This is a genomic window from Kordia sp. (genome assembly GCF_050633145.1).
Classification (GTDB): domain Bacteria; phylum Bacteroidota; class Bacteroidia; order Flavobacteriales; family Flavobacteriaceae; genus Kordia.
On record NZ_JBOEFY010000026.1, the window covers coordinates 66,112 to 85,483 of the forward strand.

Sequence of the window (19,372 nt, forward strand, 5' to 3'; positions counted from 1 at the left end):
AATCGAACATTTTTTAAGAAATATATAAGAAATCGAGTTTTTGAAATTTTACGGCAAGAATCACTTATTTTTTCTATGAATCGAAAATCAAGGTTTTGCAAACTGTAGTTGAGAATGTTTGACCTATGTACTACAGAATTGGAACGGGGTAACATGAATGAAAAATGCTTTATTTGTTTAGATGACTTATCAGTTCTTGCAATGTGTTTTTTGCTTCTTTCATAACAGGCAATAACGGCCAAATATGTGGCATGTTCTCGCCTTTTATAATGGTTAGTGGCACTTCTGATTGCTTCATTTTATCAATGGTGATTAATTGATCTGGATACATAATGTCATGATCGGCAACACATAAGATTGTTTTTGGAAACCCTGTAAAACTTCCATGTAACGGTGAAATTATTGGGTTGTTTAAACCTTTTTCACCTACACACATTTTTTTGGCACTTAAAACACCAACTTTTGACAGTATAGGATCAATTTCATCTAATGTTTCAATTTCTGGATTTTGCATGGTTGCATCCATGACTGGGCAAATGAGTATGAGTTTTTGCGGAAGTGCTATTTTTTGTGTGAGTAATCTTTGTGTGAGTGCTGTGATTAACGTTCCGCCAACAGAATCACCTAAAAGTGTTATTTGACTTGGTTTGTAAGCTTGCATTGCTTGATGATATACAGCATCAATATTTTTTGAAATTTCTTTTATTTTATATTCGGGAGCTTTGGGATAATCACACATCCAAACAACACAATTTCCATTTCTAGCAATTGTTTTTATAGTGTCCCAATGATGTTTTACAGGTCCTGAGATAAAAGCGCCTCCGTGTATGAATAACACTAATTTATTGGTTGCATTGTTGGTTTTCACCTCGGTAATTATTGTATTTTCTATTTGAAACTTTTTGGAATATTTTTTAAAAAATCTGCTTTTTGGAAAGTGAATGTCTTCGTTTCTTATTTTTTTGAAATCTATTGGATCTTGACTGAATGTTTTTTTGATTCCTTTTAATTTTATAACAATCTTGGTCAGGTAATATGAAAGACTTTGTTTCATTTGTATAAATTTTCAATAAAATATTATTTTTCTCTGCAATGAAGATTTCAAATTTTTCACAATCCAACACGCATTCCTTCTTCTGCAAATTGGAAACCTTGCTTTTCTAAATCGCTTTTAAGTTTATTGCTGTTTTGCAATGCAGGATTTGAATGATTGAAGTGAATAAATATGACTTTGTTTTTTGTTGCTTTGTCTTCGTTTTCAAAGAGTTTTACGGTTTCTACAATAAACGGATGCGGTACTTCGCTCATTGGTCTTGGAATTTCGCCTTCTTTGAAGAATGTTGCATCTAAAAAAGCATAGTCTACTTTTTTAACTTCTTCTACAATATTTTTTCCCCAAAGATGCCATTTGTTAATGTCTGGAATAAATAATGCTGATTTCTGTTTTCCTTCAATTTTATAACCGACCGTTTCTGAGAATTCATCACGATGTGGTACTAGAAAAGGCGTTATTTTAAGTCCGTTTGTCAAATCTACAGCAGTGTTATGCACCAATTTTTTAAGATCAATATTTTTTAAAGCAACTAACTGACTCCAAGGTCCGTTTGTTTCTAAGTAGCTTTTCATTTTTGGCATTGTGTAGACAGGAACTTTTGTTGCGCCCATAGCTTCACGTCCAAAAAACATGAGTCCGGTGTAATGACCAATATGTGCATGCGTTAGAAAAACACCGTCAATTACATTTGTGGTTTCAAGATGATTGGAAAGGTTTTGGATTTGTTGTGTGATATCGGGTGTAGCATCAAACAACCATTTTTTATTTGCTTTGAGATCAATTAAACCCAAACAAGAAATCAATTTCTTTGCTACTTTTCCTTCATGATACGGTTGGCAACACGATTTGTTACAGTTGATTTGTGGATAACCAGCATCCTGTGCAGTTCCTAATACTGTTAAGTATTGATGAGAAAGCTTATCGGTTGGAGACGTTTTCTTTTCTTGTTGACAATTCATAAAGAAAAACGGAATAAGAAGTAACCAAGCTTTTTTCATCGGTATATTTTTTGGTAAGATATTATTTTTTTGACGAAAGTCATGACGATTATATTTCATGTTACACAAATAAAGAATCTTAATGATAATTCATGTACTTTTGTGGTACGTATTTTGTAAACGATTAAATTATATAAAACCTAAATATATTAAATAGATGAAGAAAATACTTATTGCCTTTGTTGGTTTACTTATGTTCAATTCTTGTTCAGAATTGCAAGGAATAGTGAATCAATTGCCTCAAGGCGGAACATTAGGAAATGCTGATATTGCAGCAGGATTGCGTCAAGCCTTGGATTTTGGAATTGACAAGCAAGTACAAAAATTAACTTTGAAAGATGGTTTTTACGGAAATAGTCTTGTGAAAATTTTAATGCCGGAAGAACTGAGAAAAGTTGATAAAACCTTGCGTGATATCGGTTTGGGAAGTTTAGCTGATGACGGAATTAAAATGTTGAATAGAGCAGCAGAAGATGCTGTAAAAGAAGCAACTCCAATTTTTGTGAATGCTGTAAAAGATATTACGTTTGCAGATGCTAAGAATATTTTATTAGGGAATAATGACGCTGCGACTCAGTATTTACAAGGAAAAACAACAACTGCATTATACAATAAGTTTCAACCAGTAATTCAGAATTCGTTTGCAAAAGTTGGTGCCGATAAAATTTGGGCAACTTTGATTAACAATTATAATAAGATTCCATTAGTGAGTAAGGTAAATCCAGATTTAACGGATTATGTAACTACAGAAGCATTAAAAGGAGTGTATACTATGATTGCTGTAGAAGAGCAAAAGATTCGCACGAAAGTAGGATCGAGAACAACTGATTTGTTGAGGAAAGTTTTTGCATTGCAAGATTAGGTTCTTGGTTGCTAGTTAAAATATACAAAACACCATTGTGAGATTTTTGATTCTTGTAATGGTGTTTTTTTGTTTGTGGAAAACCGTAAAACTAAATTGTTTCTTTCTACTAATTTTATGAATTGTTTTAATTCAACATGAAACACCTATTCACCATCATTTTTCTACTTGCACTTTCTTTGCAAGTTCATGCTCAAGATGTCTATAAAACACCTTCGGGAGTACGATATCATTTGAGTTCGTGCAAAATGGTGGAAAATGTTTCTAGTAAGTTATCTGGTGTAGCAGAAATTGATACATATCGATTGACTCCTTGCAAGATTTGCAAACCACCATCGAAAAACAAATTAAAAAAGGGAAATGCGTTCAGTGATAAATCGGTTGGGAAATCAAAAAGTGTACAATGTAAAGGAATTACACAGAAAGGAAAACGTTGCAAACATCAAACACATTTGGCTAACGGCTATTGTTTTCAACATACAAAACAGAATAGCAGTCCGATTCCGCCCAAGCGAGATTCTACAAAAACTTCAACTACTTCGCAATGTCGTGGAAAAACAAAATCAGGGAAACGCTGTAAGCGAAAAGTGAAAAACGGTAACTATTGCTATCAACACAATTGATTTTCAAACAATTAACTAACTTATTAATAAAAGAACCCAAAGAGCGCTTTTAAAGCCTTTGAATTCTGTAGAAATAAGCATTGTAGAAGCTAGTAAAATTCACTAAAAATTCGTATCTTAATAACTCAACAAAACAAATTTTTATGGATAGAGTCAAAATATATACAAGTAATATTCAAATTGAAATTATGGATGCTAAAAACATCTTACATGAAGCAGGCATCAACTTCTTCGAAATCAACAAAATGGATTCTTCTTATGCAGGAATGCTCGGTGGAAGTATTGAATTATATGTCGATAAAAAAGATGTAGAAAAAGCACTTCCTCTACTCGCTGATTTAAAACAAGCTTGATGAAATTGCGCATAAGTCGCTGGGTTTTCCTTGCTGTTATTGTTTCTTCTTTTTTTATAATAATGTATGGTAGGCATGTTGGCGGTCCTTTGGTTTTATTTGAATTTTTTATGATTGCAGATATTTTCAGCATTTTGCAACGTAACGACTTCGTATTGTTTTTACCTTTTTTAGCAGTTATTGCTGGACAACTATTATTTTTATTCTTAGGATTGCGCACCTTAACAGGTTATAAAATATGGCTGTTATTAATTTCACCATTTCTTGTTACTGTTCCACTAATTTATATGTTATCATTTTTGACAACATTTCAAAAAGAAACTACTATTTCTGCCATTCCATTTTTGGTTATGGTAGTGGTTTTTTATGTGGATTGCTACATCAAGTTAAAGAAGAATAAGTCATAATAAAGCTTACTGCATATACAATTCGTAGACAAAACGCATTATTTTATAAATTTTATGGGCATTTGACTAACTTACAAGTAATAGGTTAAGTACAATACTATTTATTTATGAATGTTCACGCCGAAAAGTCAAAAGAAAATACAACAACTCCATCTCAAATTGCACAGCAAAAGGCGAAAGATAATACTGCATTCCAATTTGAAGATAATCGCCCACAAACTGCTATTCAGAAAAAAATAAATGAAGGCTCTTTAACTAGCCAAACACAAACAATTCAGAAAAAACAAAATAATACTGGATTACCCAACAATCTTAAATCGGGCATAGAAAATCTTTCTGGTTATTCCATGAACGATGTAAAAGTTCATTATAATTCTAATAAACCTGCACAATTACAAGCACATGCATTTGCACAAGGAACAGATATTCATTTAGCTGCTGGACAAGAAAAACATTTGCCGCATGAAGCCTGGCATGTAGTACAACAAAAACAAGGAAGAGTGAAGCCTACCCTGCAAATGAAAGGCAAGGTAACTATCAATGATGATCAAAGTCTTGAAAGAGAAGCAGATATTATGGGGGCTCAAGCATTAAAAAATGTTGCTACTGTATCTGGAAGTATATCAAATCCAATTCAAAGAAAAGTAAATTCTAGCATCGTAGTTCAGCGTTATAAAGAAAAAAATGCTAATAGTTATACACTTGGTGGCGCAAGTAATAAAACTCATTTTTTTACTACTCAATCGGAAGATCCTATATTAGAAAAGAAAAAAAAGAAAGATTATAAAATAAAACATGATATAAAAAGAACAGATACTAAACAAGGTTTATTAGTTTCTGATGATGATACATTAGCTATTAATAAGACAACCGCTCACGCAAAAGAATTTTATGCTGTTGATGCTATTTTTAATAATGCCAATAAAAAACTTAAATCAGTAAAAAGTGATGTAAGGCTACAAAAAAGCGGCGGTTTAAATATAAATACCAATGCCAAAAAGTTATGGAAGATTATACCTGTCCCACTTAAATCTAGCGCCTTAGACAAGCAAAAAGAGTTTGCAGGTTTAATTTCACATATCTGTATTGAAATGGCTTCAGGCGTTATGGGAAATAAAAATAGTTATCGACATGAAGCTGTATTTAAAAATAAAAATAAGCCACAAGAAGCCGAGACTGTTCTAAATATAAAATCAGAACCTGATTCGGGAGATTCTAAAGTAAGTGGCATTGCAACTGCATTAACAGATTCTCCAAAAAACCTTGATCCTAAAAAAATACGAGAAAAAGCTATAGAAGGCAGCCAAAAGGAATTACCAGGAAAGCATTATGGAGTTCAAGCAGGAAATAAACAGTTAGATAAGAAGGCGAAAAAGCTAGGTGTTAATCAATATGCAAAACCCGATATTGGTGAAGGCTATGCTACTTTTAGTGTTTCTGCTAGTAAAGAAAAACAAATTGATTATGTTCAAACAGGAAAAGAACGTGAAATACTGAAAAGTATTTGGGGCTATCATTTTGCAACTGTAATCGCTAAAAGTCTTGATGGAAAAGATACAATAACATTAGAAAATTATAATCGTACCGATGACATTTATGAGCAACTTTCAAAAATTGTAGATCGACTAGTACAAGGTAATAAAAAGAAGTTTGCTGCTATATTAGATGAAGTTCAAACAAAAAAGGGAGACAACAGACCTCAAATACAAGCAAAATTAATAACAGCTTTAAGTGTTGCACGAAATAAATCGACAGGAGAAGCTCAAGACGATTTCTTAGATATTTTAGGAGCTTATGATTCTACAAGAAGTTGGTTTTTTATGATGCAAGGTTCAGGAAAAGGACAGAGTTTTCATGAACAGCAATCAGCCAGTGATGCTTTTGTAAACCCTATTACGTTAAGAGTAAGACCGCAAAATAAAGAGAAAGAAAAAATAAGAAGTGAGAAAATTTCTCATATTAAAAAATATCCGAATCCACCTGCAACACTGTTAGAAGAACCTGCATTTAGTACATATGCAAGTAAGAAAAAAGGAATTATTGCAAGTATTGAAAATGCAGAAACAGTAAACGAAATAAAGCAAGCGTATAAAGTCGCAAAAAAAGAATTGCCAAACTTAATTATAAACAATGTAACAAACTCAATTGTTTCGCTAACTGAACAAAGTGGAACCCTAAATTTTAATAAAAATTTACAGGCAGTAATCCAAGAAAAAAATATTCTAAAAAAATGTGCAATGGCTATAAATGTTGGTCAAAAAGCACATTTTGCTATTGAAGATCAAATTCAAAAATTATGGATTACTCAAACTGAAAAGCACATGAAATATGCTATGCTACAATATAAAGTCATAGATGCTACAAGATATTTGGGTACAATACCTAGTATTTATAATAAAACATAGCAGTCATAACTATTTAAAATCTAAGTGTTTTCACCCTTTTACATTGTGTTCATTTTTTCTTAATTTGCTTACAAATAAAAAGTTATACTCATGGAATGTTCAAACCTACTAGAATCAGCATTAAAAAAAGGAAATATTCAACAGTCTTTGTTTCAAGGATCAAACGATAAAGTTTTGATTACCGATTTGCAACGAACGCTTTTTGAGCTGGGTTTCCGCAAAGAACTAAAATGGGATGACTATCGGGCAGATGGCGATTACGGAAAAGCCACTGCTGCAGCCGTTGCTGCTTTTGCCAAACGAAATAATAAACAAAGTGATGGAAAATCTGTAACAGATGCATTGGCAAAACTAATTTTACAAAGGCATGATTTTCTACCAGAAATGTACATATTATGGGAAATACATACATCCGATCTTCGTACGAAGAAATATATTTCTAAAGGTTCAAAAATGAGCATCACTGCAATTCAAGTATTTTTAAATACAGAAGGTTATGGCGAACAACTTAATTTTAAGAAGTTTGGTGCCGATGGTTTTTATGGAAATAGTACTCGAAATGCTGTAATTAAATATGCTAGCGATAATACTATTCAATCGGATGGTGATTTACTTTCACGACCATTGATTAATCTTTTCTTGAAAGACATTAACAGATATTACGGAAGTAAATGGAATGACTTAGCAACTAAAAATTTACCAAATAAAAAATCGCCTTTGGTATTGTTTGAAGGTTCAAATTTTTCTGGAAAACCATGTCGAGCTGATGTAGAATTTGTGCCTTCACTAGAGAAGATTAACGACTATGCTAAACAGGCAAATGTTTTTGTATATGTGACAAGTTCTTTTAGAACTACAACCAATGTACAAGGTGCTATTGTAAAGCCCGCAACTTTTTCAAACCATTTGGCAGGACACGGTATTGATATGAATTTACAATACGGAAATGGCGGATGGGCAAATTCAACAGTATTGGCAAAATATCCAAACGTTCCAGCACCTGTAAAACAATTTCTAAGCTTAATTATTAATGATCCAAAATTGCGCTGGGGCGGAAAGTTTAACACAAAAGATCCTGTACATATTGATGATCATTTAAATAAAGATCGTGCTGCTTGGAGAAAACGCTATCAAGCTATGCAAGAAGCGGTTCAATTAGGAAAATAAGGTTTACACTCACATATAAAATTAAAAAGCCAATGAAAGTAAAATTTCGTTGGCTTTTTTGTGTTATTTCGGATGATTTAATCTCCGCCACCAATACCTGAAGCACAACCTCTTCTAGCATTACTTAACGGATCATCCGTAGAACTTGTACAAGACTTTGGATCTGCTGTATAACATTGACATGAATCTTGATTGATTGTTGGTTCATTTGTAGTACATGGTCCGTCATTTGTTTGTCCTCCACCAATAAAATGATATTTCCCTACAGAAGCAATTGTAAACTTTTTTAGTGCAAGTATTGACTTTTTCCTTTTCATAATTTTGAATTTTAATATTAAGTTATCTATTTCAAAACTACAATTATTTGCTTTTTATTATACTGAAAAACAACAACATAAATAGACAATATATCTATTGTCGCAACTATACATGCAGTTTTCTTCATATTTTTCTTCAAGAAAAGAGAAAAGAACATGAGATACTCCAAAAAAATGTATTTTAGTATTTCTAGATCCTCTTTATGTCATCAAAACATTATTTCAGCTTTACTTTTTTCCTTTCTGTTAGTTTCTCATTATTTGGTCAAACACAAAATATATTAACTGTAGATTCGCTTTTACAGAAAGATTTTAAAGAATTGCGTACACAGTTTTTTGATGCTGAAACTTCAGATATAGAAGCTAGTATATATGCAGATGCATATCTAAAAAAAGCAAAACAACTTCAAAATTCAAAAAGAATTATTGATGGTTACTATTGTAAAAGTTTACTAGATTCAGATCCATTAAAAATGAAATATATTGATAGTCTTATTCAATATTCTGCAAAACGTTCAGATCATTATTTAATGGAAAATGCATTGGTCATAAAAGCCGGAGATTTATATACTAAACGATTTTACAAAAAGGCGTTAAATATATATATAGAAGCACAACAATATGCAAAAGCCAGTAATAATAAGCTTACCCTTTTTAATATTGAATATAATATTGGCGTCATTTACAATTTGATCGGAGATTATGAAATTGGATTGCAAACACTTAAAAGGTCCTTGAAAAATTTTGAAAAATTAGATTTTCAAGATGATTGGAGGCGTTTTAGAGTAATATCAAGTATGGTGACATCATATAGACAACTTCACATGTATGATTCTGTAACTTACTATTCTTCAAACACAATAAAAAAAATACACAAACTACCTAAGTATAAACGGTTATACAACGTGCTTGTACTTAAAGAAGGAATCAATTTATATCATAAGAAAAAGTATTCAAGTTCCATTGATAGCATTCAAAAAACAATTCCATTTTTTAAAAGTATAGAAGATGATTCAAATTTGGCATATGTTTATTTTTATTTAGGAAGAACTCATTTAGCAACTCAACATACTGATGAAGCTATTAATTATCTCAAGAAAGTAGATACTATTTTTTCAAAAGTAAATTATTTATTTCCTGAGATAAGGTCAGCTTATGAATTGTTGATCGATCATTATAAAAAGGAGGAAGATCTAAAAAAACAACTTATCTATATTGAACGATTGTTACGTTTGGACAGTATTACGCATGACAAAGAATTGTATTTAACCAAACACATTTCCGAAGATTATAATACGCCAAGACTCATTGCTGACAAGCAACAAATTATTAATTCACTTGAAAAGAAAGAGAACTTTTATGTTGTCAGCATTATTGGCGCAATACTTTTGATTTTGTTGATTGGAGGCTTTTTAATCTATCAATACATACAACGAAATGTGTATAAAAAGCGTTTCGAACAATTGTTAAAAGAACAAGAAGAAAACAAACGACATACAATCATTGATGTTTCAGATCGTAAGAAGAGTGAATTAAATATTCCCGAAGATATTATAACGTCAGTATTGAAAAATTTGGCTGATTTCAAACAGAAAGAGGAGTTTTTATCGTCTAATGTGACACTTCAAAAACTAGCCAAACGTTTTAAAACCAATCATACATATTTATCCAAAATTATTAATATCTATGAAGGGAAAAGCTTTAATGCATTTATAAATGAATTACGCATTTCGTATACTATTAAGCGATTACAAACCGATGCTGTCTTTAGGAAGTATACAATTGATGCCATTGCAGAAGAATCTGGCTTTAGTAATACACGTACATTTTCGAGAGCTTTTCAACGAAAAACAAACTTAAATCCTTCCTATTTTATTAAAAACCTGAACGCTTCAAAATTGTCATAAGCACTTTTTCTTGATTTTATTTCGCCACAGAAACGACAATAGATGAATTGTCATGCAAAATGATTTTTTCTGATTTTGAATATATTCTGAGAAGTTTCAACAATGTGAAACCTTTCATTAGTAATAAACATAAACAATTAACAATCAACACATTAAACTAACAAACACATACTTCCATAAAATTACAAATTCAATACTATCCATTCTTTTTCAGGCGATTGTCATTATATCAATTGACGTATTAAGCGTTTTTTTAGAGCTTTTTCTTTGTATAGATTTACTTCAAGTTTAATCAAAACATTAGTATTATGAAAAAAAAGAGATTACAACACAGTACATTAAAATTGAACAAAGGTCGCATTGCAGATTTACAAGCTGGAACTATTTTTGGAGGCGAAGATAAAGGTGGAAAAAATAAAGATACTATAAAGGATTGCATACACTCAAATTCTATAAATGTTCTTCATTGTCCTGTGCCAAGTAATACAAATCCAACATATTAAAGAGTTTGGTATGTAATTTCGTAGTTGCATATCATGTTTTAGTTTCGCCCGGAAGTAGTTATCCGGGCATTTTTTTAACTAAAGTGCATTTTAATACTTAAAAAAGAAAATCATGAAAAAACAAAAATTAGGGTTGAATACATTAAGCTTGACAAAGTCAAGAGTTGCAGAGTTAAATTCATTAAATGCTAAAGGCGGTAATGGCGAATCTACAAATCCACAATGCATCCTTACAGGAGTTATTGATGGATGCGATGTTACTAAAAATTGTAACTCAAATGCCTGCGGAAGTAATAACTGTAGCGTTGGTTGCAATCCAACAGAAACAAAAGCATTATTGTCTTGTTATTTTAGTTGTTAAACTAAAAAAATGTCACAAATAGTATCATTTTAGCTTACTGACTTTTTACGACACAGGCACCAAAGTGTCATTCAGTTTAATGAAATTTTTAAAATTATCATATTGAGAAATCGTCTGGAATTAATTTTCGAGGCGATTTTTTTGATTTCTTTTACAATACAAGAAAAAAAGTGAATCGAAGTTCGCTAAGATTGTCTATATACGCACCAATCTCTACCCAATCATTTTGTACTACTCCCTGTGAATTTCCAGTAGTATGAATATCAAACTTTATCGCTTTAATAGTCATTTCAATTGATACGTTTTTTCCATGTTTCAAACAATAAAAAAACATATCAAATTTTGATTTAAATATTGCTTTTATAACTTACTGCAACTACAAGAGCAACCCTATAATAAGTGGCATTTTACGCTTTATAATTAGTTTCTTTGTCTTATGAAAAAAGGGGAATAAAACCATACATGCTTATTGGGAACTTTTACTTCAAAAAAGATAGACACCAATAACAAAGTTACAGCTAGTAGCAAATAACCACTTTTCATATCATAAAAATCATATTTAAGACTGATCTGAATGTCCATTACACATTCAGAAATAGGATAGATATGTCTAATTATTACATCAAATTTTAAGCAAGCATTTTATGGAAAAATCAATCTTACAACTATTTCAAAACTACCCAAAAACGAGAAAAACTATAAGTAAAAAAGGCAATGAATGTCTTCTTTTCACATATAGGAGAAGGAACAGTGCACACTAAAAATATACGATTCAATGAGCGATTTACAATATTTAATAAATTATATAGCTGAAGAAAGTAGCTCAAGAGCGAGTGCTCCTTTAAAAAAATACGCACTATTTAATGAAGCTTTAATAGAGAACAGTTTTTTCTATCGAGGGAATGGAAATATAGTATTTGCTGCAGTTTCTGACACTTATATAACCACCATATTATTGGCACAGAACCAAAGTTTATGGTATAAAGAAACTTCGGGCGATTATGTTTTTTATGTAAAAAAGACTACCAATATTTTGGGAACCATCGTAGAGGAATATCATCAATTGGGAAATAATTCTAATAGAACCTTTCAATACACGAGTTTGGAAGAAACTGATGGTTTATCTGAGATTCCTTTGTCGTACAATCAATTTAAGTACCATGTTTACGATAACAAATTATATCTTGTTTTTGAGGAATTCTTTAATATTGTTGTCGATGGAACTGAAGAAAATTTTTATCATACAAGAGCTTCTTTAAGTGAACTTGAAGATGGAGACTATGATATAAACTACAAGGATAGTTTAGGATTGTACGATGACCTTTGGGACAATCTTGCCAGAAATTTGTTTGAAGCAGTTTTAAACAGGATTCAAAGAAAAGTTACGCTAGAATTTAACGAGACAAAAACCAAAGGTCGAGTATATAAGTACCCAACAATCAGCGAAGTAAATAGCACAGCAGGGAGAATTACCTTGGATTATAATTTTTATGATGATGAACCGATTATTACCTCCAAATTTATCAATACAAATTATGCCTTTCGAATAACGTTCAATTCCTATCAAGCTTTTTTATCATTCTGTAATCAAGTCTATTTTTCACGAGGAGTCATATTTGATTTGGACATTTATCCAAAAGCAGAAAAACAATTTTATGAAAAGTATCATGAAATCGTTACCGACTTAATAAGAGAGGCAAAAAGAAATTATAAACCACTAAATAGGTTAATCGATATTGTATGGTATTTACCACAAACATATCTACAATCAGATATTCGTTATTTGCCTTTGCTTTGGGATTTAATGATTGCAATTTTAGAAGAAGATGATGTAAATAACAGAGGTTTAAACAAAGAAGACTTGGTTTCCTATATTATCATAAACTTAAGTAAAATACTTTCGCCAGATAATTTCCTTGAGTTGTTCTTACTAAATCTTGTCGACGGAAAAGACACGCCTTTCAAAAAATTATTTGAAGAACTACAAACAGACGATTTTAAGACATTTGTAACGGTATTTTGGAGTGTGTGGAGTCAATCTTCATATGCTAAATTTGATTCTAAAAAGAATCCTGTACTTTCTGAAAATGAAGAAGATGCAGCACCTTTAGTACTTCCGTATACAATTGACAAAACGATAGGGTTTTATCATTCCAATGCGGATATTAAATTCGCAAATGATCAAACAAGTATTGATGTAGCTTTAAGCGTTGATACTGGAAAAACAGTAACCTATGGTAAGAGACGAAGAGATCAAATAACGGTAAATATTTATAATCATTATAAATATAACTATCATGTTTTTCATCCAGTAGCTATCATAAATGAAAGAGCTCCTAAATTTTTATACGATACAAGTGAAGGGCAAAAATTCACAGTACTTCCCGCATTTGTATTATTGGCAAACGAGGAAAGTGCTTTTTGGCAAAATATTCAAACAGGCGGTGAATACTTAATAGATGCTATTACGACAGTTTCTGGAGTAGGAAACTTAGCGAAATTTAGGCATTTAAAAAATCTCGCTAAACTAGGACACAAATTAACGTTAGCCCAAAGAGCAAAAAAAGCAGTCACAGGAGTTGCAGCATTCGCAGAAATATCAAGTGGGACTATCAACGCTTTATTAAAACTCAGTGGATTAAATGACACCAAATTTGGGCAAAATGTAAGTGAGGTTCTTTTTTACTTAGAGTTATTTGCTCTAGGCGGTGAAATTACCAATTTTATAGGAAAAAGATTAGCGAAAGCTTCGAAAGCATTGTTAGATCATCCGAATTTTGAAAAGTATCTGAATAAGATTGAAGTTGAATTACCGAATGGAAAAAGACGTAAGCTTACGAAAAAAGAAAAAGCAAAACTTGCTGATAATTTAGAGGAAACATCTGAAATTAGATATAAAAAGAATACTAAGTTTAAAAGTTTTATTAATAAATGGGCAGGAAAACAAATAAAAGAAATACCTCTAAGAGTAATTATTAAAAATCTTAGAGGGCATACTCCTGCTGCAAATAGAATAGCTGATGCTTTAGAACAAGGTAAAATTGAAATTAATATAATTGAAAATGATAAATTCAATAAAATAATGATTGAAGAAGATGGTTATAAACTTTCTGAAGCTAAAAATGTCAATGCTTATACTGAAGATAATGTGATGACTTTTCGATCTGCTAGGACAGTTGAAGATTTTATGTTAGATTTAGTTCATGAAGGTACGCACGCATTAGATGAATTGGAAGTAACTCGTTTAATTAGAAATGAAGGTTATGGTCTTAATGAAGCAAGCTATAGGCTAGGTAATAACTGGGCATGGGAGAAGCGAGCCTATTTTGCTGAACGTGCTTTTGAACTATCAGCATTTGGAAAGGCTAATCCAGAAGTAGAAACCATAGAAGAACTTATTAAGCATATAGAAAAGCGTTACCCAAAGGAACATTAAAACTTATTTAATACATTTAAAATAATTAGATATGAAAAAATTAGAATTAATAAAGGAATTAGTTGATTATATAGGTAATAATAAAGAATCGTACACTCTTAAATATTTAAAAAGAGCGGAGGAAGAATTTGGAGAAGATATATTGTACAGTTTAGTTCGGTCAATTTTAAGATGGCAAAAAAGAATGATCAATTACCAATCTTTAAGAAATGCTCAATATGATAATGTAAAAAAAGCGTATCCACTAGATGAGATAAAACTAGAGCTTTTCACAAAATTATTTAAATATTGTCCCGAATTATTGGAACTATTCATCATTGAAAATAGTGTAATGATGTACAATACAACTTTAACAGAGGAAGAAAAAACAGAATTAATGGTTTTAAGTGATGAAAGTATTATTGACCGACCTATTAGAATTACTCGAAAAAGACCTTGGAGAAAATGACAAATTTTAGAGTAGCACTAAAAAATAATTTTACTATTAATATTTTAAAATCGATTTAGTCATTAATAATCTCTTATGCTCACAGATAACGAAATGCTAGAAATAGCGGAAAAATATTTAAAGAAAGTAAATGAATCTGAAAAAGATGTATTAGTCATATTACCAGAACTAACTATTAAAAAATCGTATGGTAATATTTATTATTTTAATTACAAGAAATACCTCGAAACAGGAAATGTAGGGAATTCAGTTTTTGGAAGTGCTCCTTTTTTGGTTGAAAGAGAAAAACTCAGAATTGTTCAATTTGGCACTTTTGGATCATTAGAGCACCAATTAGAAGCATATGAAAATGAAACAATGGTTCCTGCTTTAGACACCTATTGGTATCCTGACGAAGATCGATTTAGTCATAAATAATATCTTATGCTAACAAACAATGAAATGCTAGAAATAGCAGAAAAATATTTAAAGAGAATGACCGCAGACGAGGATGATACATTAGTCATTGAGTCAGATCAAACTATTAAAAAACCGTATGGTAATATTTATTATTTCGATTATAAGAAATATCTTGAAACAGGTGATTTTGCATATGCAGCGGTTGGAAGTGCCCCTTTTTTAGTGGAAAAAGATAACCGTAGGGTTGTTCAATTTGGTACTGCAGGATCATTAGAGTACCAATTAGAAGCGTATGAAAATGAAACAATGGTACCTGCTTTAGACACCTATTGGTATCCTGACGAAGATCGATTTAGTCATAAATAGTATGAGAAGAGGCTGTCTAAAAAGTTCTATATGCTGTCATTCTGGACTTGATTCGGTTTGACGAAATTGTAACTTTTAAGACAGCCTCTTTTTTTATTTTTTTTAATGAGTTTTTGATGCGTTCCTTGAACTTGTAAATGGTATTACTCTTCTGTTACAATTTTCACATTATCATCAATAACACGTTCTATCAATAAACGTTTAGGGTCAATAGCTGCTTTTGCAGGAATTTGATCGATTTCAAAAGTAAAATCCATTTGTTTTTCAGTAATGAATACGCGTTTTACAAATAACAATTCTTTTTCTTCATTGTCTGTATATACACCAATTTCTACCCAATCGTTTTGTGCAACTTCCTGTGATTTTCCAGTAGTATCAATATCAAACTTTATTGCTTCGATAGTCATAGCAACTTCATACTTTCCGTTCGACTTCTCTTTATAAGTTGCTGCTGTTACACTGTAATCATATAGCGTAACTTTCTTGAACCAATCCGTTAATACATACTTTAAATCAGCTGGAATTTGTGGTTCTAAATACCTTATAAAATCTAACGTTGTAGGGTACGGCACATCTTTGTACGCATACGTCTTCAAAAATTCTTGCAAGGCTTCATTCACCTTGTCTTCTCCTATATATTCTTGCAACGCATATAACACCAAACTTCCTTTTCCGTAATGAATGTATCCTTGATCTTCTACAGTGTATAATGGTTTTTCTACGCCACTTTCTGCACTTCTTCCTTTAAGATACCGTTCAAAGTCATACGCTAGTAGTTTTTTCATTTTGATAGGATCTTTCAATTCCTTCTTCATCACCATTAAAGCCGAATATTCTGCAAAACTCTCCGACAACATTGTTGCGCCTTGTACATTGGCTCCAATTACCTGATGTGCCCAATATTGATGTGCAATTTCGTGTGCTACTGTTGAATAAATGATATTATAATCTTCTTCATTTGAAAGGTTTGTAATGAATCCGCCGCCTTCTGTATATGGCATCGTTCCTGGAAATGCTTGTGCAAAGTTGTAATATCTAGGAATTTCTACAACTCTTGCTTGCTTGTGAAAATACGGTCCAAAATTTTCTGTGTAATATGTCAATGACTTTTCTACCGCAGCAAGTACAATGTCTATATTATAATTATGTGTGTTATGATAATAGACTTCAATATCAATTCCTCTCCATTTTTTACGTGCCACTTCATATTTGGCGGACATAAAGTTGGTGAAGTTTATAGAAGTATGATCGTTTTTATAGTTAAAATACGAACGTCCATTTTCAGTCCATTGTTTTTCTAATGTTCCTGGCGAAACTGCAATTTGATCACTTTCCGTAGATAGCATTGTTGAGATATCAACCCAATCTGACATGTTTCTGGTAATATAATTTTCAGATTTTGCATGCTCGTCCGTTAATAGTTTCATTCCTTTATGTGATTCTAAACCTCTACTTTCGCGATCATTCGCATCTGAAATTTCATTATAGACTTCATATCCAAAAGTTGGCAAAATATCAGTACTATCGAAGAACGTTCCGTTTTTAACGACGCGAATATTTGATACCGAATTTTCAAAACCTTGACTTGTATACGTTGTTTCTAATTGAATTTGCATGGTTTCATTTGGCTGTAAAGGCGAATTTAATTTAAAGATTTGATAGCCTAATTCATCATCATTATGTACCAATGTTGCATTCGGAATTGTGACTATCTTTTTCCAATCGGACTTTTTTAAGACAATACCTTCATTTCCAAAACTTACAAAGTTTAGCAACGAATAATGCAATGAATCTATCGCTTGACTTCCTTTGTTTTGTATGGTGATTTGTGCGTTTGCAACTATATTTCGTTCCGTAGGATATATAGCAACATCATACGCAATAGCTGTGATTTTTGGTTGCAAAGCACCTTCATATTGCTTGTATTTTTTCTCGTAAGATTCTTGCATGTCTTTAATTTCGTCTTCAGAATGATACGAGTTTACCAGTTGCGTATTGTAATACACAAAACTTGACGTAAGTACAAATAGAATTGAAACCACTGTTAAGCTTACTACATAGCTATTTGTCCATTGTTTTTTAGCGGATTTCCATCTGTTTTTTATTCCTTTTAAATTTCCTCTGATTAAAAAGACGCTTGTAATTGTTACGAGAACAATCCCGAATAAAATCCAATACAGATTGAACCAATTTTTAGCAATGACGGCAATACTAAAACCATTCATATCAGAATACGTATATGTCGGTGTGAAGCCAAGATTCATCATAAAAGATTGAATTCCAAACGCATCCACAATGATAAATTCAAACAGAAATAATAATATTACAGCAATAAAATACGCTAGATATTTATGATTAATCATAATCTGAATCGCAATGAAAATACATGACCATATAATGTATAAGGGCAATCCTGAATATAAAAAGTCCAATGCATATACGCCAAGTTCTATAGTTGTATATCCGTTAGCAAATTGATATAGTATCGAAACAATAATTAAGAATATATCAAATAAGACATTGATGCTTATTAGTGCTACAATTTTGGCTATTAATACTGTAAGTGAATTGTGTGGCGTTCCGTCAATAACTCCGCTAATATGACTTGCGCGTTCTCTCCAAATAAGTTCTCCACTAAAAAACACTAGCATTATCATTCCAACAACCATACTTATTGGACGACTAAAGTCTAACATTTTATGCGTTACAGGATACGATTGCAAACCATAATATTCAAGTCCGTTTACAAGTTTGTTTATTAAAATTAATGCGCCAATAATGAGCATAATTTTAAACGTGTTGCTTTTTAATAACGTATAGAAATTAATCTTAAACAAACTGAAAAATTGTGCTTTTTGTGTTTTGAAGTCAAACCTAGCTTTCACCTTTGGCAAACTAAATAATTGTGTAGTTTCTGTAGCTACAGCTTTCTTCTCTTTTTTTACTTTCTGATTTTTCTGTGTGAACGAAAATGATACGTATGAAACCATAAGTATTACAACTGCAATAATCATCCACACAATTCTATTCAATAGTAATAATCCGTTGAATGATACAATTTCAGTATTCTTCTCAAGACTAGTAAAATACTTCGTGTCAATCGTATATGCGTTAATTCCTAAAGCGTCCGTTAGCGCAGCCCAACTTTCTGTACTTACATCATTTAAGAATGCTCCAGAAACCAAGTATCCAACAATAATTATAATTGTTCCAATAAAAGAAACAATCGTGCTTTTCCACTTGTTCGCTATTGCAAAAATAATGGTGCCTACAATAAACATATTGGGCAAAATGAATAGCAAAAAGTTATTTATAAATGCTTCTGCATACAAAACTCCCATTCTAGTGGGAGAAATCATTTCCCCATCGACACTCAAATCCGTTCCTATGACAAATCCAAGAAACACGCCTAACAATGGAATGATAGCTATTACCAAAGCACCAAAGAAACGTCCAAAAAAGTAACTCTTTTTATCAATTGCTGTACTAAAAAGAATGTTACTAAAATTATGCTGATAATCTCTTAAAGCAGCATTGTTAAAAAATGCAGTTGCAATTAATACAGCAAATAATGACAATCTACCAATGTAAACCGACATGATATGTGGCGCGTTTTTGAATGTATTTCCAACCGATCCGCCAAGCGTAATACTTTCATTGACAACTCCAACAACAGTGATGATCGTAAATAAGAAGAAAAATATATAAAGCATCGGACTTTTAAAGCCTAGTTTTATTTCTTTAAGAAAGAATGTTTTAAACATAA

Annotated in this window: 18 protein-coding genes; 13 read left to right on the forward strand and 5 right to left on the reverse strand. The window is 31.6% G+C overall.

All coding sequences use genetic code 11. The annotated features are described in order from the left end of the window. Positions 1 to 169: 169 nt before the first annotated feature. Together ACRBBL_RS13665 and ACRBBL_RS13670 are read right to left on the reverse strand one after the other, a co-directional pair. A complete protein-coding gene (locus ACRBBL_RS13665) occupies positions 170 to 1,054 on the reverse strand; it encodes an alpha/beta hydrolase fold domain-containing protein (RefSeq protein ID WP_431369624.1) in 885 nt (294 codons plus the stop codon). Between the two features lie 56 nt (positions 1,055 to 1,110). Further along, positions 1,111 to 2,052, reverse strand: coding sequence for an MBL fold metallo-hydrolase (locus tag ACRBBL_RS13670; RefSeq protein WP_431369625.1), 942 nt, complete (start codon positions 2,050 to 2,052; stop codon positions 1,111 to 1,113). Between the two features lie 157 nt (positions 2,053 to 2,209). On the opposite strand from ACRBBL_RS13670, the gene ACRBBL_RS13675 reads away from it, so the two are divergent. The 6 genes from ACRBBL_RS13675 to ACRBBL_RS13700 all read left to right on the forward strand — a co-directional run bounded on the left by ACRBBL_RS13675 (position 2,210) and on the right by ACRBBL_RS13700 (position 7,869). Next, positions 2,210 to 2,914: a DUF4197 domain-containing protein gene (locus tag ACRBBL_RS13675; protein ID WP_431369626.1), complete on the forward strand. Its 705-nt coding sequence runs from the start codon at positions 2,210 to 2,212 to the stop codon at positions 2,912 to 2,914. 137 nt (positions 2,915 to 3,051) lie between these two features. Next, a complete protein-coding gene (locus ACRBBL_RS13680) occupies positions 3,052 to 3,537 on the forward strand; it encodes a DUF5763 domain-containing protein (RefSeq protein ID WP_431369627.1) in 486 nt (161 codons plus the stop codon). Between the two features lie 143 nt (positions 3,538 to 3,680). Next, on the forward strand, positions 3,681 to 3,890 hold the full coding sequence (locus ACRBBL_RS13685) for a putative signal transducing protein (protein ID WP_431369628.1): 210 nt from the start codon (positions 3,681 to 3,683) through the stop codon (positions 3,888 to 3,890). Then, entirely contained in the window at positions 3,890 to 4,297 is a 408-nt protein-coding gene (locus ACRBBL_RS13690) for a hypothetical protein (protein ID WP_431369629.1), read from the forward strand. The genes ACRBBL_RS13685 and ACRBBL_RS13690 overlap by 1 nt, the downstream gene beginning before the upstream one ends. 107 nt (positions 4,298 to 4,404) lie before the next feature. Then, positions 4,405 to 6,702: a DUF4157 domain-containing protein gene (locus ACRBBL_RS13695; RefSeq protein ID WP_431369630.1), complete on the forward strand. Its 2,298-nt coding sequence runs from the start codon at positions 4,405 to 4,407 to the stop codon at positions 6,700 to 6,702. 90 nt (positions 6,703 to 6,792) lie between these two features. Then, a complete protein-coding gene (locus ACRBBL_RS13700) occupies positions 6,793 to 7,869 on the forward strand; it encodes a M15 family metallopeptidase (RefSeq protein ID WP_431369631.1) in 1,077 nt (358 codons plus the stop codon). Positions 7,870 to 7,946: 77 nt separating this feature from the next. On the opposite strand, the gene ACRBBL_RS13705 is transcribed toward ACRBBL_RS13700, so the two are convergent. Further along, positions 7,947 to 8,186 (reverse strand): hypothetical protein, encoded by a 240-nt coding sequence (locus tag ACRBBL_RS13705; RefSeq protein WP_431369632.1) that lies wholly within the window; start codon positions 8,184 to 8,186, stop codon positions 7,947 to 7,949. A gap of 203 nt (positions 8,187 to 8,389) precedes the next feature. Between ACRBBL_RS13705 and ACRBBL_RS13710 the strand changes: the two genes are divergently transcribed. The 3 genes from ACRBBL_RS13710 (at position 8,390) to ACRBBL_RS13720 (ending at position 10,957) form a co-directional block, all read left to right on the forward strand. Then, on the forward strand, positions 8,390 to 10,093 hold the full coding sequence (locus ACRBBL_RS13710) for a helix-turn-helix domain-containing protein (protein ID WP_431369633.1): 1,704 nt from the start codon (positions 8,390 to 8,392) through the stop codon (positions 10,091 to 10,093). 308 nt (positions 10,094 to 10,401) lie between these two features. Continuing rightward, a complete protein-coding gene (locus ACRBBL_RS13715; protein ID WP_431369634.1) occupies positions 10,402 to 10,596 on the forward strand; it encodes a hypothetical protein in 195 nt (64 codons plus the stop codon). Positions 10,597 to 10,708: 112 nt separating this feature from the next. After that, positions 10,709 to 10,957, forward strand: coding sequence for a hypothetical protein (locus ACRBBL_RS13720; protein WP_431369635.1), 249 nt, complete (start codon positions 10,709 to 10,711; stop codon positions 10,955 to 10,957). A gap of 151 nt (positions 10,958 to 11,108) precedes the next feature. Here ACRBBL_RS13720 and ACRBBL_RS13725 read toward each other — a convergent pair whose 3' ends face one another. Continuing rightward, complete coding sequence (locus ACRBBL_RS13725; RefSeq protein ID WP_431369636.1) at positions 11,109 to 11,246, reverse strand: hypothetical protein; 138 nt, start codon at positions 11,244 to 11,246, stop codon at positions 11,109 to 11,111. Positions 11,247 to 11,732: 486 nt separating this feature from the next. Between ACRBBL_RS13725 and ACRBBL_RS13730 the strand changes: the two genes are divergently transcribed. The 4 genes from ACRBBL_RS13730 to ACRBBL_RS13745 all read left to right on the forward strand — a co-directional run bounded on the left by ACRBBL_RS13730 (position 11,733) and on the right by ACRBBL_RS13745 (position 15,606). Further along, the gene (locus ACRBBL_RS13730) at positions 11,733 to 14,393 is read left to right on the forward strand and encodes a hypothetical protein (RefSeq protein ID WP_431369637.1); all 2,661 of its coding nucleotides are present in this window, start codon (positions 11,733 to 11,735) and stop codon (positions 14,391 to 14,393) included. 31 nt (positions 14,394 to 14,424) lie between these two features. Continuing rightward, complete coding sequence (locus tag ACRBBL_RS13735) at positions 14,425 to 14,841, forward strand: hypothetical protein (protein ID WP_431369638.1); 417 nt, start codon at positions 14,425 to 14,427, stop codon at positions 14,839 to 14,841. A gap of 75 nt (positions 14,842 to 14,916) precedes the next feature. Further along, positions 14,917 to 15,258 carry a hypothetical protein gene (locus ACRBBL_RS13740; protein WP_431369639.1) on the forward strand — a complete coding sequence of 114 codons (342 nt, stop codon included), beginning with the start codon at positions 14,917 to 14,919 and terminating at the stop codon, positions 15,256 to 15,258. Between the two features lie 6 nt (positions 15,259 to 15,264). Further along, positions 15,265 to 15,606 carry a YrhB domain-containing protein gene (locus ACRBBL_RS13745; protein ID WP_431369640.1) on the forward strand — a complete coding sequence of 114 codons (342 nt, stop codon included), beginning with the start codon at positions 15,265 to 15,267 and terminating at the stop codon, positions 15,604 to 15,606. Between the two features lie 143 nt (positions 15,607 to 15,749). Here the strand turns inward: ACRBBL_RS13745 and ACRBBL_RS13750 are convergent, their stop codons facing one another. Further along, complete coding sequence (locus ACRBBL_RS13750) at positions 15,750 to 19,370, reverse strand: M1 family aminopeptidase (RefSeq protein ID WP_431369641.1); 3,621 nt, start codon at positions 19,368 to 19,370, stop codon at positions 15,750 to 15,752. Positions 19,371 to 19,372 lie beyond the last annotated feature (2 nt).

Bases quoted from the DNA above. Each gene is read 5' to 3' on its own strand.
- ACRBBL_RS13665 (WP_431369624.1), bottom strand. From the start codon at position 1,054: ATGAAACAAAGTCTTTCATATTACCTGACCAAGATTGTTATAAAATTA.
- ACRBBL_RS13670 (WP_431369625.1), bottom strand. From the start codon at position 2,052: ATGAAAAAAGCTTGGTTACTTCTTATTCCGTTTTTCTTTATGAATTGT.
- ACRBBL_RS13675 (WP_431369626.1), top strand. From the start codon at position 2,210: ATGAAGAAAATACTTATTGCCTTTGTTGGTTTACTTATGTTCAATTCT.
- ACRBBL_RS13680 (WP_431369627.1), top strand. From the start codon at position 3,052: ATGAAACACCTATTCACCATCATTTTTCTACTTGCACTTTCTTTGCAA.
- ACRBBL_RS13685 (WP_431369628.1), top strand. From the start codon at position 3,681: ATGGATAGAGTCAAAATATATACAAGTAATATTCAAATTGAAATTATG.
- ACRBBL_RS13690 (WP_431369629.1), top strand. From the start codon at position 3,890: ATGAAATTGCGCATAAGTCGCTGGGTTTTCCTTGCTGTTATTGTTTCT.
- ACRBBL_RS13695 (WP_431369630.1), top strand. From the start codon at position 4,405: ATGAATGTTCACGCCGAAAAGTCAAAAGAAAATACAACAACTCCATCT.
- ACRBBL_RS13700 (WP_431369631.1), top strand. From the start codon at position 6,793: ATGGAATGTTCAAACCTACTAGAATCAGCATTAAAAAAAGGAAATATT.
- ACRBBL_RS13705 (WP_431369632.1), bottom strand. From the start codon at position 8,186: ATGAAAAGGAAAAAGTCAATACTTGCACTAAAAAAGTTTACAATTGCT.
- ACRBBL_RS13710 (WP_431369633.1), top strand. From the start codon at position 8,390: ATGTCATCAAAACATTATTTCAGCTTTACTTTTTTCCTTTCTGTTAGT.
- ACRBBL_RS13715 (WP_431369634.1), top strand. From the start codon at position 10,402: ATGAAAAAAAAGAGATTACAACACAGTACATTAAAATTGAACAAAGGT.
- ACRBBL_RS13720 (WP_431369635.1), top strand. From the start codon at position 10,709: ATGAAAAAACAAAAATTAGGGTTGAATACATTAAGCTTGACAAAGTCA.
- ACRBBL_RS13725 (WP_431369636.1), bottom strand. From the start codon at position 11,246: ATGACTATTAAAGCGATAAAGTTTGATATTCATACTACTGGAAATTCA.
- ACRBBL_RS13730 (WP_431369637.1), top strand. From the start codon at position 11,733: ATGAGCGATTTACAATATTTAATAAATTATATAGCTGAAGAAAGTAGC.
- ACRBBL_RS13735 (WP_431369638.1), top strand. From the start codon at position 14,425: ATGAAAAAATTAGAATTAATAAAGGAATTAGTTGATTATATAGGTAAT.
- ACRBBL_RS13740 (WP_431369639.1), top strand. From the start codon at position 14,917: ATGCTCACAGATAACGAAATGCTAGAAATAGCGGAAAAATATTTAAAG.
- ACRBBL_RS13745 (WP_431369640.1), top strand. From the start codon at position 15,265: ATGCTAACAAACAATGAAATGCTAGAAATAGCAGAAAAATATTTAAAG.
- ACRBBL_RS13750 (WP_431369641.1), bottom strand. From the start codon at position 19,370: ATGTTTAAAACATTCTTTCTTAAAGAAATAAAACTAGGCTTTAAAAGT.